8 protein-coding genes are annotated in these 14,097 nt (G+C 69.9%); 6 read left to right on the forward strand and 2 right to left on the reverse strand.

The annotated features are described in order from the left end of the window. Window positions 1–22 precede the first annotated feature (22 nt). The 6 genes from AC3A6X_RS22105 to AC3A6X_RS22130 all read left to right on the forward strand — a co-directional run bounded on the left by AC3A6X_RS22105 (window position 23) and on the right by AC3A6X_RS22130 (window position 5,954). Window positions 23–1,681, forward strand: coding sequence for an FAD-dependent oxidoreductase (locus tag AC3A6X_RS22105; RefSeq protein WP_487844218.1), 1,659 nt, complete (start codon window positions 23–25; stop codon window positions 1,679–1,681). A gap of 12 nt (window positions 1,682–1,693) precedes the next feature. After that, window positions 1,694–1,900 carry a DUF2783 domain-containing protein gene (locus AC3A6X_RS22110; RefSeq protein ID WP_487844219.1) on the forward strand — a complete coding sequence of 69 codons (207 nt, stop codon included), beginning with the start codon at window positions 1,694–1,696 and terminating at the stop codon, window positions 1,898–1,900. 31 nt (window positions 1,901–1,931) lie between these two features. Next, the gene (locus AC3A6X_RS22115) at window positions 1,932–2,888 is read left to right on the forward strand and encodes a Bug family tripartite tricarboxylate transporter substrate binding protein (protein WP_487844220.1); all 957 of its coding nucleotides are present in this window, start codon (window positions 1,932–1,934) and stop codon (window positions 2,886–2,888) included. 26 nt (window positions 2,889–2,914) lie between these two features. Beyond that, complete coding sequence (gene hmgA / locus AC3A6X_RS22120) at window positions 2,915–4,213, forward strand: homogentisate 1,2-dioxygenase (RefSeq protein WP_487844221.1); 1,299 nt, start codon at window positions 2,915–2,917, stop codon at window positions 4,211–4,213. Next, the gene (gene fahA, locus AC3A6X_RS22125) at window positions 4,210–5,484 is read left to right on the forward strand and encodes a fumarylacetoacetase (protein ID WP_487844222.1); all 1,275 of its coding nucleotides are present in this window, start codon (window positions 4,210–4,212) and stop codon (window positions 5,482–5,484) included. Before hmgA ends, fahA begins: the two co-directional genes overlap by 4 nt. A gap of 107 nt (window positions 5,485–5,591) precedes the next feature. Beyond that, entirely contained in the window at window positions 5,592–5,954 is a 363-nt protein-coding gene (locus AC3A6X_RS22130; RefSeq protein ID WP_487844223.1) for a response regulator, read from the forward strand. Window positions 5,955–5,960: 6 nt separating this feature from the next. Here AC3A6X_RS22130 and AC3A6X_RS22135 read toward each other — a convergent pair whose 3' ends face one another. Together AC3A6X_RS22135 and AC3A6X_RS22140 are read right to left on the reverse strand one after the other, a co-directional pair. Beyond that, complete coding sequence (locus tag AC3A6X_RS22135) at window positions 5,961–8,231, reverse strand: hybrid sensor histidine kinase/response regulator (protein WP_487844224.1); 2,271 nt, start codon at window positions 8,229–8,231, stop codon at window positions 5,961–5,963. Then, on the reverse strand, window positions 8,216–13,987 hold the full coding sequence (locus AC3A6X_RS22140) for a HAMP domain-containing protein (protein WP_487844225.1): 5,772 nt from the start codon (window positions 13,985–13,987) through the stop codon (window positions 8,216–8,218). Before AC3A6X_RS22140 ends, AC3A6X_RS22135 begins: the two co-directional genes overlap by 16 nt. Between the last annotated feature and the right edge of the window lie 110 nt (window positions 13,988–14,097).

The raw sequence follows: 14,097 nt of genomic DNA on the forward strand, positions 1-14,097 counted from the left end.
CCCACAGAACCCGGAGACCAGCATGAAGCTGAACGACCTCGCGTCGGTCCGCGGGGAACCGCTCGACTACCAGAAGCTCACCTTCGACTACGTCCGCCATGCCGACCAGGCCGCCGCGACCCCGGTGCGCCACCCGGTGGTGGTGGTGGGCGCCGGCCCCGTCGGCCTCGCACTGGCGATCGACCTCGCCCAGCAGCAGATCCCCGTGGTCCTGCTCGACAACGACAACCGCCTGTCGACCGGCTCGCGCGCCATCTGCTTCGCCAAGCGTTCGCTCGAGGTCTTCGACCGGCTCGGCTGCGGCGACCGCATGGTCGACAAGGGCGTGTCATGGAACGTGGGCCGCGTGTTCTTCCGCGACGAGCAGATCTACGAATTCGACCTGCTGCCCGAGCCGGGCCATGAGCGGCCGGCCTTCATCAACCTGCAGCAGTACTACGTCGAAGGCTACCTGGCCGAGCGCGCCGCCGCCCTGCCGCTGATCGACATCCGCTGGAACAACAAGGTGGTGGGCGTCGAGCAGCAGGACGAGCAGGCGCTGCTGAGCATCGAGACGCCGGACGGCAGCTACCGCCTCGCGGCCGGCTACGTGGCGGCCTGCGACGGTTCCCGCTCCAGCGTGCGCCAGCTCATCGGCCAGGAGAGCAAGGGCCGGATCTTCAAGGACCGCTTCCTGATCGCCGACGTCAAGATGAAGCTCGCCCGGCCGGCGGAGCGCTGGTTCTGGTTCGACCCCGAGTTCCACCGCAACCAGAGCGTGCTGCTGCACATGCAGCCCGACAACGTCTGGCGCATCGACTTCCAGCTCGGCTGGGACGCCGACCCGGAGGAAGAGAAGAAGCCCGAGAACATCATCCCGCGCGTCAAGGCGCTGCTCGGCGAGGACGTGGAGTTCGAGCTCGAATGGGCCAGCGTCTACACCTTCGCCTGCCTGCGCATGGACCGCTTCCGGCATGGCCGCGTGCTGTTCGCCGGCGACTCGGCGCACGGCGTCTCGCCCTTCGGCGCACGGGGCGCCAACTCGGGCGTGCAGGACGCCGAGAACCTGGCGTGGAAGCTGGCGGCCGTGCTGCGCGGCGACGCACCGGACGCGCTGCTCGACAGCTACGCCACCGAGCGCGAGTACGCGGCCGACGAGAACATCCGCAACTCGACCCGCGCCACCGACTTCATCACGCCCAAGAGCGAGGTCAGCCGGCTGTTCCGCGACGCGGTGCTGGCGCTGGCCAAGCGCCATGGCTTCGCGCGCACGCTGGTGAACAGCGGGCGGCTCTCGGTGCCGGCCACGCTGCTCGATTCGCCGCTCAACACGCCCGATGCGGATGCCTTCGGCGGCCGCATGGTGCCCGGCGCCGTGGCCGCGGACGCGCCGCTCGCGCTGCCCGGCGGACGCAGCGGCTGGCTGCTGCGCGAGCTCGGCGGCAACGCCTTCACCGCGCTGGTGTTCGGCGAGGGCGAAGCGGCGGAACGCAGCGCCCGCGCCATTGCCGAGGCCGACGACGCGCTGCGCGTGCTGCGCGTGCCGCTCGCCGAGGCGAATGCGCTGGCCGCGCAACGCTACGACGCGCAGCCCGGCACCGTCTACCTGCTGCGGCCCGACCAGCACGTCTGCGCCCGCTGGCGCGCCCCGGCGCCGTCCGCCATCCGCGCCGCGCTGGCGCGTGCCCTTGCCAGAGCCTGAAGGAGAAGCGCCATGCCGCAAGCGACAACGCAACACCTGATCACCGACTCCCACCTCGATGCGCCGGACGACTTCTACGAAGCGCTGATCGAGGCGCACCAGGGCCTTTCCACCGACGAGAGCCACGCCTTCAACGCACGGCTGGTGCTGCTGCTGGCCAACCACATCGGCGCCATGCCGGTGCTGCGCGAAGCCCTCGAGGCAGCGCGCCGCAGCTGATCCCATCCATTCCAGAACCACCGGAGACACCATGATTCGTTCCACCCTCGCCGGCCTCGCGCTGGCCGCCGCCAGCCTCATTGCCGCCGCCCAGGACGGCAAGCCCATCGAGTGGGTGGTCGGCTATGCCGCCGGCGGCGGCTCCGACTCCGTGGCGCGCGCCACCGCCGAGACCATGAGCAAGAGCCTGGGCGCGCCCATCGTCATCAACAACAAGCCGGGCGCGGCCACCAACATCGCAGCCGAGTACGCGGTGCGCGCCAAGGACGTCGAGCACACCCTGCTGACCGCCGACTTCGCCACGCTGGCGGCCAACCCCTTTCTCTTTTCCAAGCTGAGCTACGACGCCGAGAAGAACCTCAAGCCGGTCGGCCTGCTGGCCCGCTTCCCGCTCGTGCTGGTGGTCGGTCCGCAGGTGCCGGCGAGCAACTGGAAGGAGTTCGTGGCCTGGGCCAAGGCGCAGCCGGGCGGCGTCAACTACGGCTCGGCCGGCGTGGGCAGCCCGCACCACCTGGCGGCCGAGCTGCTGCGCGAGAAAGCCGAGCTCAAGCTCACCCACGTGGCCTACCGCGGCGCGGCGCCGGCCATGCAGGACGTGCTGGGCGGGCAGGTGCCCTTCATGCTGGTCGACACGGCCAGCGGCAACCAGTTCGTGCAGGCGGGCAAGGTCAAGGCCATCGGTGTGGCGAGCGCCAAGCGCATCGCCTCGCTGCCCAACGTGCCCACGCTGATGGAGCAGGGCCTGGCCGGCTACGAGGCCTATGCCTGGCAGGGCCTCACCGTGCCCTCCGGCACGCCCGACGCCACGGTGGCACGCTATGCCAAGGCGCTGCAGGAGGCGCTGGCCTCGCCCGCGGTCAAGGCGCGCTTCGACGCGCTCGGCGTGGAGGGCCTTCCCGGCTCGCCGAGCGACATGGCAAGCTACGTGAAGGCCGAGCGCGAGCGCTGGGGGCGCCTCATCAAGGCCAACAACATCCGCGTCGATTGAAAACACCGGATCAGGAAAGGAAGCTCATGAGCAGCACCGACGCATTGCGCTACCAGAGCGGCTTCGGCAACGAATACGCCACCGAGGCCGTCCCCGGCGCCCTGCCGCAAGGCCGCAACAGCCCGCAGCGCGCGCCCTTCGACCTCTACCCCGAGCTGATCTCGGGCACCGCCTTCACCGCGCCGCGCCACGAGAACCGGCGCAGCTGGATGTACCGGCGCCAACCTTCGGTGGTCTCGGGCCGCTACGAGGCCTATTCGCAGCCGGCCTGGCAGACCGGGGCCGACCGCAGCATCGCGGTGGCGCCCGAGCCGATGCGCTGGCACCCGTTGCCCTTCAGCGGCGCCGAGGCCGACTTCGTCGACGGCATGCACACCCTGGCCGCCAACGGCGACGCCGAGGCGCAGTGCGGCCTGGCCGCCCACGTCTACCTCGCGAGCAAGTCGATGGTGCGCCGCGCCTTCGTCAATGCCGACGGCGAGCTGCTGGTCGTGCCGCAGCAGGGCCGGCTGGTCATCACCACCGAAATGGGCGTGCTCGAGGTCAAGCCGGGCGAGATCGCGCTGCTGCCGCGCGGCGTGGTGTTCAAGGTCGCGCTGCCCGATGGGTTTTCGCGCGGCTACGTCTGCGAGAACTACGGCGCCCAGTTCCGCCTGCCCGAACTGGGCCCGATCGGCTCCAACGGCCTGGCCAACGCGCGCGACTTCCAGGCCCCCGTGGCCGCCTTCGAGGCCGAGGCCGGCGGCTACGAGCTGGTCAAGAAATCCTCCGGCCGCTTGTGGCGCGCGCCGATGAAGCAGTCGCCCTTCAACGTGGTCGCCTGGCACGGCAACCTGGCGCCGGTGAAGTACGACACGGCCCACTTCATGACCATCGGCTCGATCAGCTTCGACCACCCGGACCCGTCGATCTTCACCGTGCTGACCTCGCCCTCGGACACGCCCGGCACCGCCAACTGCGACTTCGTCATCTTCCCGCCGCGCTGGCTGGTGATGGAGGACACCTTCCGTCCGCCCTGGTACCACCGCAACCTGATGAGCGAGTTCATGGGCCTGGTCTACGGCGAGTACGACGCCAAGCCCGGCGGCTTCAAGCCCGGCGGCGCCAGCCTGCACAACGCCATGGTGCCGCACGGCCCCGACGAGGAAGCCTTCGAGAAGGCCAGCGGCGCGGACCTGAAGCCGCAGAAGCTGGACAACACGCTGGCCTTCATGTTCGAGAGCCGCTACCGTTTCATCCCCACCGCCTGGGCGCTGCAGAGCCCGGCGCTCGATGCCGACTACGCCGACTGCTGGGCCGGCCTGCAGGACAAATTCAAGCCATGACCACTCCGAACGCCACCCACGACCCCCAGCTGCGCAGCTGGGTCGCCTCGGCCAACCAGGCCGGTTGCGACTTTCCGATCCAGAACCTGCCCTTCGGCCGCTTCCGGCCGGCCGGCAGCGGCGAGGCCTTCCGCATCGGCGTCGCGATCGGCGACCAGGTGCTGGACCTGAAGGCCACCGGCCTCATCCACACGGACGACATGAACGTGTTGATGGCCAAGGCCCCGGCGGAGCGCCAGGCCTTGCGTGCCGCCATTTCCGCCGGCCTCACCGAAGGCAGTGCAGAGGCGGGCGAGTGGGCGAAGCTGCTGCTGACCCAGTCGGCCGTCGAGATGACGGTGCCCTGCCGCATCGGCGACTACACCGACTTCTACACGAGCGTCCATCACGCCACCACGATCGGCAAGCAGTTCCGCCCCGACAACCCGCTGCTGCCCAACTACAAATGGGTGCCGATCGGCTATCACGGCCGCTCCTCCTCGATCGGCGTCAGCGGCAGCAGCTTCAAGCGGCCGCGCGGCCAGACCAAGGCGCCCGACGCCGAGGTCCCGACCCTCGGGCCCTCGAAGCGGCTCGACTATGAGTTGGAGCTCGGCTGGTTCATCGGCCAGGGCAACGCACAGGGCGAACCGATCGACATGGATCGGGCCGAGTCGCACCTGTTCGGTGTCGCGCTGTTCAACGACTGGTCCGCACGCGACATCCAGGGCTGGGAATACCAGCCGCTCGGCCCGTTCCTGTCGAAGAACTTCGCCAGCACCCTGTCGCCGTGGATGGTGACGATGGAGGCGCTGGCGCCCTTCCGTGCGCCGTTCGAGCGTGCGTCCGGCGATCCGCAGCCGCTGCCCTATCTCGACTCGTCCGCCAACCGCGCCCAGGGCGCCCTGTCGATCACGCTCGAGGTGCTGCTGCAGACGGCGAAGATGCGAGAGGCCGGCGAGGCACCTGTGCGCCTGTCGGGCACCAACACCACGCGCGCGGCCTATTGGACGCCGGCGCAGCTGGTGGCGCACCACACGGTCAATGGATGCAACCTGCAACCCGGCGATCTGCTGGGGTCGGGCACGCTGTCCGGTCCCAACGCCGACGAGGCGGGCTCGCTGATGGAGCTGACGGGCAGCGGCAAACAGCCTGTCGTGCTGCCCAACGGCGAGCGCCGCAGCTTCCTGGAGGACGGCGACACGCTGATCCTGCGCGGCTGGTGCGAGCGCGAAGGCGCGGTGCGCATCGGGCTGGGCGAGGTCAGCGGGACGGTCGAGGCGGCTGGCTGAGGCGCCATGGGCCGAGGCGTCGGCCTCGGGCGGACGAGGCCCTCTCCTACGCGCGTCCCCCCGGCTGCTGCCGATACTGGGTCGCATTCGCTTTGGGGGAGCTTCCTGTGAACGTGCTCATCGTCGACGACAACAAGCCCGCAGCCGACCTGCTGCGCGAACTGCTGACGCTGCAGGACCACGAGGTGCAATGCAGCTATTGCGCGCAGGACGCGATCGACGCCGCTGCCGCCACGCCCTTCGATGCGGCGCTGGTCGACCTGGTCCTGCCTGATTTCTCCGGCGCCGAGCTGGCGCGGCGCATGCGCGCCGGGGCGGGCGGCAAGTCCTTGCTGCTGGTGGCCGTGTCCGGCTACGGCAAGGAAGACGCCGGCGACGCCGCGGCGCCCGGCCTGTTCGACCACCACCTGCAGAAACCCATCGATTTCGAGGTGCTGGACCGCATCCTGGCGACCGCCCCCGCCCGATAGGGCCCGCTACAAGGCGGTGCTGGAGGGCTGCCGGTTCCCGGCGCCGCCCTGGGCGCGCTGCCCGCACCACAGCCGTATGCAGCCCAGCAGGGTCTCCGGATCGGCCGGCTTGACGAAGTGGTGGTCGAAGCCGGCGCCGAATGCGGCCGCGCGATCCTCGTTCTGCCCGTAGCCGGTCACCGCGATCAGCAGGGCGTCGGCCAGCTCGGGCATGGCGCGCATCCGGCGCGCGACCTCGTAGCCGTCCAGCAGCGGCAGGCCGATATCCAGCACCACGACCATGGGGCAGTGCGCGTTCGCAGCGGCGAGCGCTTCCTCGCCGTCATGGGCGGTGCGGACCGCGTGGCCTTCCAGTTCGAGCATCGCGGCGATGCCGGTCGCCGCGTCGTGGTTGTCGTCGACGACCAGGATGCGCAGGGCCTCGACGCGGTGCGCCGTCGCGGCCTCTTGCGGCAGCGCCTGGCCGGCGGCCGGCGCCACCGTGCCGACACGCGGCAGCCGCAGCCGGAACTCGGAACCCCGGTCCCGGCCCTCGCTGAAGGCCTCGATCCGGCCGCCATGCATCTCCGTCAGCCGCCGCGCCAGCGTCAGGCCGACGCCCAGTCCGCCCTGGGCGCGGTCGAGGCCGCGCTCGCCCTGCTCGAAGAGATCGAAGATGCGCGGCAGCAGCTCGGCATCGATGCCGATCCCGTGGTCGCGCACCGACAGCATGATGTCTTCCTCCTCCAGCCAGCAGACCAGCTCGATGCCGGTGCCCTCGGGGCTGTACTTGGCGGCGTTGTGCAGCAGGTTCGCGATCACCTGCGTGAGCCGGGCCATGTCGCCGAGCAGCCAGGCCGGCTGCTGCGGCACCACCACCTTCAGGGCCTGGCGGCGGCCGTCGATGAAGGGCTGCACCGTCTCCACGCTCTGGGCGACCACGGCGTTCAAGTCCAGGGTCGCGTGCTTCAGCACGATCTTGCCCTGGCTGATGCGGGCCACGTCCAGCAGCTCCTCGATCAGGCGCGTCAGCTGCTTGAGCTGTCGTTCGGCGATGTCCAGCGCCCAGGCCACCTTGGGATGGGGCGCCGCGACGCGGCGGATCACCTGCACCGCGGTGTGGATGGGCGCCAGCGGATTGCGCAGCTCGTGCGACATCATCGCCAGGAACTCGTCCTTGCGCCGGTTGGTGCGCTGCAGTTCCTCTTGCGCGGCCTGCCGCTCGAGCATCTCGCGCTGCAGCACGAGGTAGAGGCGGGCGTTCTCGAAGGCCGTCGCAGCGCGTGCGGCCAACTCGCCGAGCAGGCCGGCATCGGCGGCAGCGCGCTCGATCGCATCGCTGCCGGCGATGAGCACCGCGCCCAGCATGCGCTCGCCGAAGACCAGCGGCGCGACCTGCGCCGAACGCAGCGGCGGGAAGGCGTCGCCCGCGGTCGCGAGGCCGAAGTCCGTGGGGACCAGCGCCGCCAGCGCTTCCTCGTCCAGGCGGACGGACTGCCGCCCCTGCGCCGCATCGCGCAGCGCGCCGCGCAGGCGCTCGTGCAGGCGGGCTTCGGGCCCGGTCGACAGCTGCAGCGGCGCGCCATCGGACGGCTGCACCGCGGCCAGCATCTCGCCGGCACCGAGGTCGGCATCGAGCAGCAGCACCACGGCCAGGGGCGCCAGTTCAGGCACCAGCAGCTCGACCAGCTGGTTCATCGCCACGGTGATCTGCAGCGAGCCGCTGAGCACGCGGCTCGCATGCGCCAGGAAGGCCGAGCGGCGGTCGTTCTCCTCGGCGACGCGGCGCGCCGCCTGTGCCGCCATCACCGCCGCGCGCGCATCGGCCTGCCGCCGGACCTGGCGCCGCATCTGGTAGAGCGCGACGAAGACCGAGACCTTGCTGCGCAGGATCTCCGGCACCACCGGCGACAGGATGTAGTCCACCGCGCCCAGCGAGTAGCCGCGCGCGGTCTGCATCTCGTCGGCGTAGGAGGTGATGAAGATGATCGGCGTGTGCCGGCAGCGCCGGTGCTGGCGGATCAGCGTCGCGGTTTCGAAGCCGTCGATGCCGGGCATGTTGACGTCCAGCAGGATCACGGCGAACTCGCGCAGCAGGATCTCGCGCAGCGCGTCGGCGCCCGAGCGCACCAGCACCAGGTTCTGGCCCAGCTCCTCGAGCACGGTGCGAAACACCAGCAGCTTCTCGGGCAGGTCGTCGACCACCAGGATGTCGGCCTTCTCCTCCACGGCCGCGCCGTCGGGCTCCGGGTCCGGGTCTTCGGGCGGCAGGATGCGCTCGTCTATTTGCACAGCCACCCCCGCAGGACCATCAGCAGGTAGGCCGTGTCCACCGGCTTCGACAGGTAGTCCCAGGCGCCGGCCTCGATGCACTTCTCGCGGTCGCCCTTCATGGCCTTGGCCGTCACCGCCACCAGCGGCAGCTGCTTGCCGCGCGGCAGGCGGCGCAGCTCGCGCATGGTCTGCATGCCGTCCATCTCCGGCATCATGATGTCCATCAGCACGATGTCGATCGTGTCGTCCTGCTGCACCAGGCGGATCGCGTCGCGGCCGTTCTCCGCCGACACGATGAGCATGCCCTGCGCGTCCAGCACGGCCGCCAGCGCGAAGATGTTGCGCATGTCGTCGTCGACGATCAGCACCTTGCGGCCCGCCAGCGAGCCGCCGGCCTGGTGCATCGCCTCCACCGCGCGCCGCTCGGGCTCGGACATCCGGGCCATGCCGCGATGCAGGCAGAAGGCGGTGGCGTCGATCAGCGCTTCGAGCGAGTCGGTGACACGCGGCACGGCGCCGCCCGGCCCGTGTTCCCAGCCGGGGACCGGGCCGTCGGGGCCGTGGAGCAGGACCGGCAGCTGCCGGATGGCCGCGGGGCGCCCCTCCACGAACTCGGCCACGTCGCGCCGGCCGAGGCCGGGCAGGCGGCCGTCGGTCGCCAGCGCATCGATGTCGTTATGCGCCAGCGCGCCGCGGGCCGCATCGGCGCTCTCCGCGATCACGATCTCGACCTGGTCGGGCGGCAGGGCGGCGACATAGCTGTCGCGCAGGGCCGAGGGCGGCATCGCGACCAGCAGCTTGCGGGTGCGCGCCTCCACGAAGCGGTGCAGCTCGCCCAGCGCCGCATCCACCTCGTCGATCGACTGCAGCGGCTTGGCCAGGAAGCCGATGGCGCCGGAGGCCAGGGCGCGCTCGCGCGAGTCGTCCGTCGAGACCACGCAGACCGGGATGTGCCGCGTCGCCAGGTCGGCCTTCAGCCGCTCCAGGATGCGCCAGCCTTCCATGTCGGGCAGGTAGATGTCCAGCGTGATGAGCATCGGCCGGTGGTCGCGCGCCAGCGCCAGGGCGCCCGCGCCGCTGGCGCTCACCAGGCCCTTGAAGCCGGCGCGGCGCGCTGCCTGCAGCAGCATCCGGGCGAAGCCGAGGTCGTTCTCCACGACCAGCAGCACCTTCTCGCCCGGCAGGATGCTGTCGCGGTCGTCGTCGGCGATGTTGAGCGAGGACAGCAGCTCGGCCGTGGCCTCGGCCTCGGCCGGCGGCGCGGCCACCGGCTCGCCGGCGGGCGCGTTGCGCCGCGCCGGACTGCGCGCTTCGGTCCGTGCTTCGGCGGGCTGGGCCGGGCCGGCCACGGCCGGGCGGCCCAGGCGGGCGCCGCGCGGCGAGCTGTAGCTTTGCGGCAGGTACAGCGTGAAGGTGCTGCCCTGCGCCGGCACGCTCACCAGGCGGATCTCGCCACCCAGCAGCCGCGCCAGCTCGCGGCTGATCGCCAGGCCCAGGCCGGTGCCGCCGTACTTGCGGGAGGTGGAGCCGTCCGCCTGCTGGAAGGCCTCGAACACGATCTGCTGCTTGTCGGCGGAGATGCCGATGCCGGTGTCGGTGACCGAGAAGGCCATCACCCGGCCGGCGCGGTTGAGGCTCTCGTTGTCGGCGGACCAGCCGCCGTCCACCGAGGACACCGTCATGGCCACCGAGCCCTGGTGCGTGAACTTGAAGGCGTTGGACAGCAGGTTCTTGATGATCTGCTGCAGCCGCTTGACGTCCGTCACGATGGTCTCGGGCAGCGGCCCCGCGGCGCGGATGTCGAAGTCCACGTGCTTGGCCTCGGCCACGTGGCGGAAGCTGCGGTCGACCGAGCGCTGCAGGTCGTCCAGCCGCAGCTCGCTGAGCTCCACCGCCACCGTGCCCGACTCGATCTTCGACAGGTCCAGGATGTCGTTGATCAGCATCAGCAGGTCGTTGCCCGAGAGGTGGATGGTCTTGGCAAACTCCACCTGCCGCGCCGTCAGGTTGCCCTCGCTGTTCTTGCACAGCTGGTCCGAGAGGATCAGCAGGCTGTTGAGCGGCGTGCGCAGCTCGTGCGACATGTTGGCCAGGAACTCGGACTTGTACTTGGAGGTGAGCGCGAGCTGCTCGGCCTTTTCCTCCAGCGCCTGGCGCGCCTGCTCCACCTCCTGGTTCTTGCGCTCGACCTCCTGGTTCTGGTGGACCAGCAGGCGCGCCTTCTCCTGCAGCGCCTCGTTGGTCTGCTGCAGCTCCTGCTGGCGGCTCTGCAGCTCCTCGGCCAGCGACTGCGACTGGGTCAGCAGGTCCTCGGTGCGCATGTTGGCGGAGATCGTGTTGATCACGATGCCGATGGACTCGGTCAACTGGTCGAGGAAGGCCTGGTGCGAGGGATTGAAGCGCTCCAGCGAGGCCAGCTCCAGCACGCCGCGCACCTCGCCCTCGAAGATCACCGGCAGCACGATCACGTCCATGGCCGCGCCTTCGGACAGGCCGGTGGCGATGCGGAAAGCCGTGCTCGGCACGTTGGTCAGCAGGATCTTGGTCTTCTCGACCGCGCACTGGCCGACCAGGCCCTGGCCCAGCTCGATCTCCTTGCCGTGCGCGTGCTGGCCGCCCGAGGCATAGCTGGCGAAGAGCTTCAGCCGCGGGGTGCTGCCCGTGGTGGTCAGCAGGTAGAACTCGGCCTGCTGCGCGCCCACCACCGGCGCCAGCTCCGACAGGATCAGCTGGCCCACGGTCAGCAGGTCCTTCTGGCCCTGCAGCATGCGGCTGAACTTGGCGAGGTTGGTCTTGAGCCAGTCCTGCTCGGTGTTCTTCTGCGTGGTGTCCTTCAGGTTGCGGATCATCTCGTTGATCGTGTCCTTCAGGGCCGCGACCTCGCCGCGCGCCTCCACCGTGATGGAGCGCGTCAGGTCGCCCTGCGTCACGGCGGTCGCCACCTCCGCGATGGCACGCACCTGGGTGGTCAGGTTGGCGGCCAGCTGGTTCACGTTCTCGGTCAGGCCCTTCCAGGTGCCGGCCGCGCCGGGCACCTTGGCCTGGCCGCCCAGCTTGCCCTCGACGCCCACCTCGCGCGCCACCGTGGTCACCTGGTCGGCGAAGGTGGCCAGCGTGTCGGTCATGCTGTTGATGGTCTCGGCCAGGGCGGCGATTTCGCCCTTGGCCTCCACCGTCAGCTTCTGCTGCAGGTCGCCGTTGGCCACGGCCGTCACCACCTTGGCGATGCCGCGCACCTGGCCGGTCAGGTTGCCGGCCATGAAGTTGACGTTGTCGGTCAGGTCCTTCCAGGTGCCCGAGACGTCGCGCACCTGGGCCTGGCCGCCCAGCCGGCCCTCGGTGCCGACCTCGCGCGCCACCCGCGTCACCTCGGCGGCGAAGGAGGAGAGCTGGTCCACCATGGTGTTGATGGTGGCCTTGAGCTCCAGGATCTCGCCCTTCACGTCGACCGTGATCTTCTTCGACAGGTTGCCCGCCGCCACCGCCTTGGTCACGTCGGCGATGTTGCGCACCTGGCTGGTCAGGTTCGACGCCATCAGGTTCACCGAGTCGGTGAGGTCCTTCCAGGTGCCGGCCACGCCCTGCACATCGGCCTGGCCGCCCAGCTTGCCTTCGGTGCCCACCTCGCGCGCCACCCGCGTCACTTCGGCCGCGAAGGAGCGCAGCTGATCCACCATCGTGTTGACGGTGTTCTTCAGCTCCAGGATCTCGCCCTTGACGTCGACCGTGATCTTCTTGGAGAGGTCGCCGGCGGCCACCGCCTTGGTCACGTCGGCGATGTTGCGCACCTGGCTGGTCAGGTTGCCGGCCATGGAGTTGACCGAGTCGGTGAGGTCCTTCCAGGTGCCGGCCACGCCCTGCACGTCGGCCTGGCCGCCCAGCTTGCCCTCGGTGCCCACCTCGCGCGCGACCCGCGTCACCTCGGCGGCGAAGGAGCGCAGCTGGTCCACCATGGTGTTGATGGTGGCCTTGAGCTCCAGGATCTCGCCCTTGACGTCCACCGTGATCTTCTTGGAGAGGTCGCCGGCGGCCACGGCCTTGGTCACGTCGGCGATGTTGCGCACCTGCGAGGTCAGGTTGCCGGCCATGAAGTTCACTGACTCGGTGAGGTCCTTCCAGGTGCCGGCCACGCCCTGCACGTCGGCCTGGCCGCCCAGCTTGCCCTCGGTGCCGACTTCGCGCGCCACCCGCGTCACCTCAGCGGCGAAGGAGGAGAGCTGGTCCACCATGGTGTTGATGGTGTTCTTCAGCTCGGAGATCTCGCCCTTCACGTCGACCGTGATCTTCTTGGAAAGGTCGCCCGCCGCCACCGCGGTCGTCACCTCCGCGATGTTGCGCACCTGGCTGGTCAGGTTGCCGGCCATGAAGTTGACGGACTCGGTGAGGTCCTTCCAGGTGCCGGCCACGCCCTGCACGTCGGCCTGTCCGCCCAGCTTGCCTTCGGTGCCCACCTCGCGCGCCACCCGCGTCACTTCGGCCGCGAAGGAGCGCAGCTGGTCCACCATCGTGTTGACGGTGTTCTTCAGCTCCAGGATCTCGCCCTTGACGTCGACCGTGATCTTCTTGGAGAGGTCGCCGGCGGCCACCGCCTTGGTCACGTCGGCGATGTTGCGCACCTGGCTGGTCAGGTTGCCGGCCATGAAGTTGACGGACTCGGTGAGGTCCTTCCAGGTGCCGGCCACGCCCTGCACGTCGGCCTGGCCGCCCAGCTTGCCCTCGGTGCCCACCTCGCGCGCCACCCGGGTCACCTCGGCGGCGAAGGAGCGCAGCTGGTCGACCATGGTGTTGACGGTGTTCTTCAGCTCGAGGATTTCGCCCTTGACATCCACCGTGATCTTCTTGGAGAGGTCGCCGGCGGCCACCGCCTTGGTCACGTCGGCGATGTTGCGCACCTGCGAGGTCAGGTTGCCGGCCATCGAATTCACCGAGTCGGTCAGGTCCTTCCAGGTGCCCGAGACGCCCTCGACCCGCGCCTGCCCGCCCAGCGAGCCCTCGGTGCCGACCTCGCGCGCCACCCGCGTCACTTCGGAGGCGAAGGAGCGCAGCTGGTCGACCATGGTGTTGATCGTGTTCCGGAGCGTCAGGAACTCGCCCTTCACGTCCACGTCGATCTTCTTCGAGAGGTCGCCCTTGGCCACCGCGGTGGTCACGTCGGCGATGTTGCGCACCTGGTCGGTCAGGTTGCCTGCCATGGAGTTGACGGAGTCCGTCAGGTCCTTCCAGGTGCCGGCCACGCCCTTGACCTTGGCCTGTCCGCCCAGCTTGCCCTCGGTGCCCACCTCGCGCGCGACCCGTGTCACCTCGGCCGAGAAGTTGCCGAGCTGGTCGACCATCTTGTTGATGGTCTTGGCGGTGCGCAGGAACTCGCCCTCCAGCTGGCGCCCGTCCACTTCCAGCGCCATGCTCTTGGAGAGGTCGCCCTGGGCCACGGCGCCGATCACGCGGGCGACCTCGGTGGTGGGGTGGACCAGGTCGTCGATCAGCGCGTTGACGCATTCGACCGACTCGCCCCAGAAGCCGCGGGTTTCGCTGAGGACCGCGCGCTGCTTGAGCTTGCCCTCCTTGCCGACCACCTGGCGCAGCCGGACCAGCTCGGCGGCCAGCGTCGCGTTCTGCTCGACCAGGTCGTTGAAGACATCGGCCACCTTGCCGGACAGGCCGGTCCAGTGCAGCGGGAGACGGACCTTCGCGTCGCCCTTGCGGAAACGGGTCAGCGCATCCAGCAGGATGGCCATTTCCTCGAGCGACCCCGTCGCGATGGATTTGTCCAGCACGTTCATCTCTCTCGCCTCCGGTCGTTATCGGGTAAGGGTCGCGGTAGATGCTGCCCCGCCAGGGCTTGCCGGGGCAGTGTATCGACCGCCGTCCCGAATCGGCGTCAGACGAGACG

The sequence above is a fragment of the Variovorax sp. Soil_C_12 genome, assembly GCF_057657375.1.

What these genes read in the sequence shown, in the direction of transcription:
- AC3A6X_RS22110 (WP_487844219.1), top strand. Translation starts at nt 1,694, where the DNA reads ATGCCGCAAGCGACAACGCAACACCTGATCACCGACTCCCACCTCGAT.
- AC3A6X_RS22140 (WP_487844225.1), bottom strand. Translation starts at nt 13,987, where the DNA reads ATGAACGTGCTGGACAAATCCATCGCGACGGGGTCGCTCGAGGAAATG.
- hmgA (WP_487844221.1), top strand. Translation starts at nt 2,915, where the DNA reads ATGAGCAGCACCGACGCATTGCGCTACCAGAGCGGCTTCGGCAACGAA.
- fahA (WP_487844222.1), top strand. Translation starts at nt 4,210, where the DNA reads ATGACCACTCCGAACGCCACCCACGACCCCCAGCTGCGCAGCTGGGTC.
- AC3A6X_RS22105 (WP_487844218.1), top strand. Translation starts at nt 23, where the DNA reads ATGAAGCTGAACGACCTCGCGTCGGTCCGCGGGGAACCGCTCGACTAC.
- AC3A6X_RS22115 (WP_487844220.1), top strand. Translation starts at nt 1,932, where the DNA reads ATGATTCGTTCCACCCTCGCCGGCCTCGCGCTGGCCGCCGCCAGCCTC.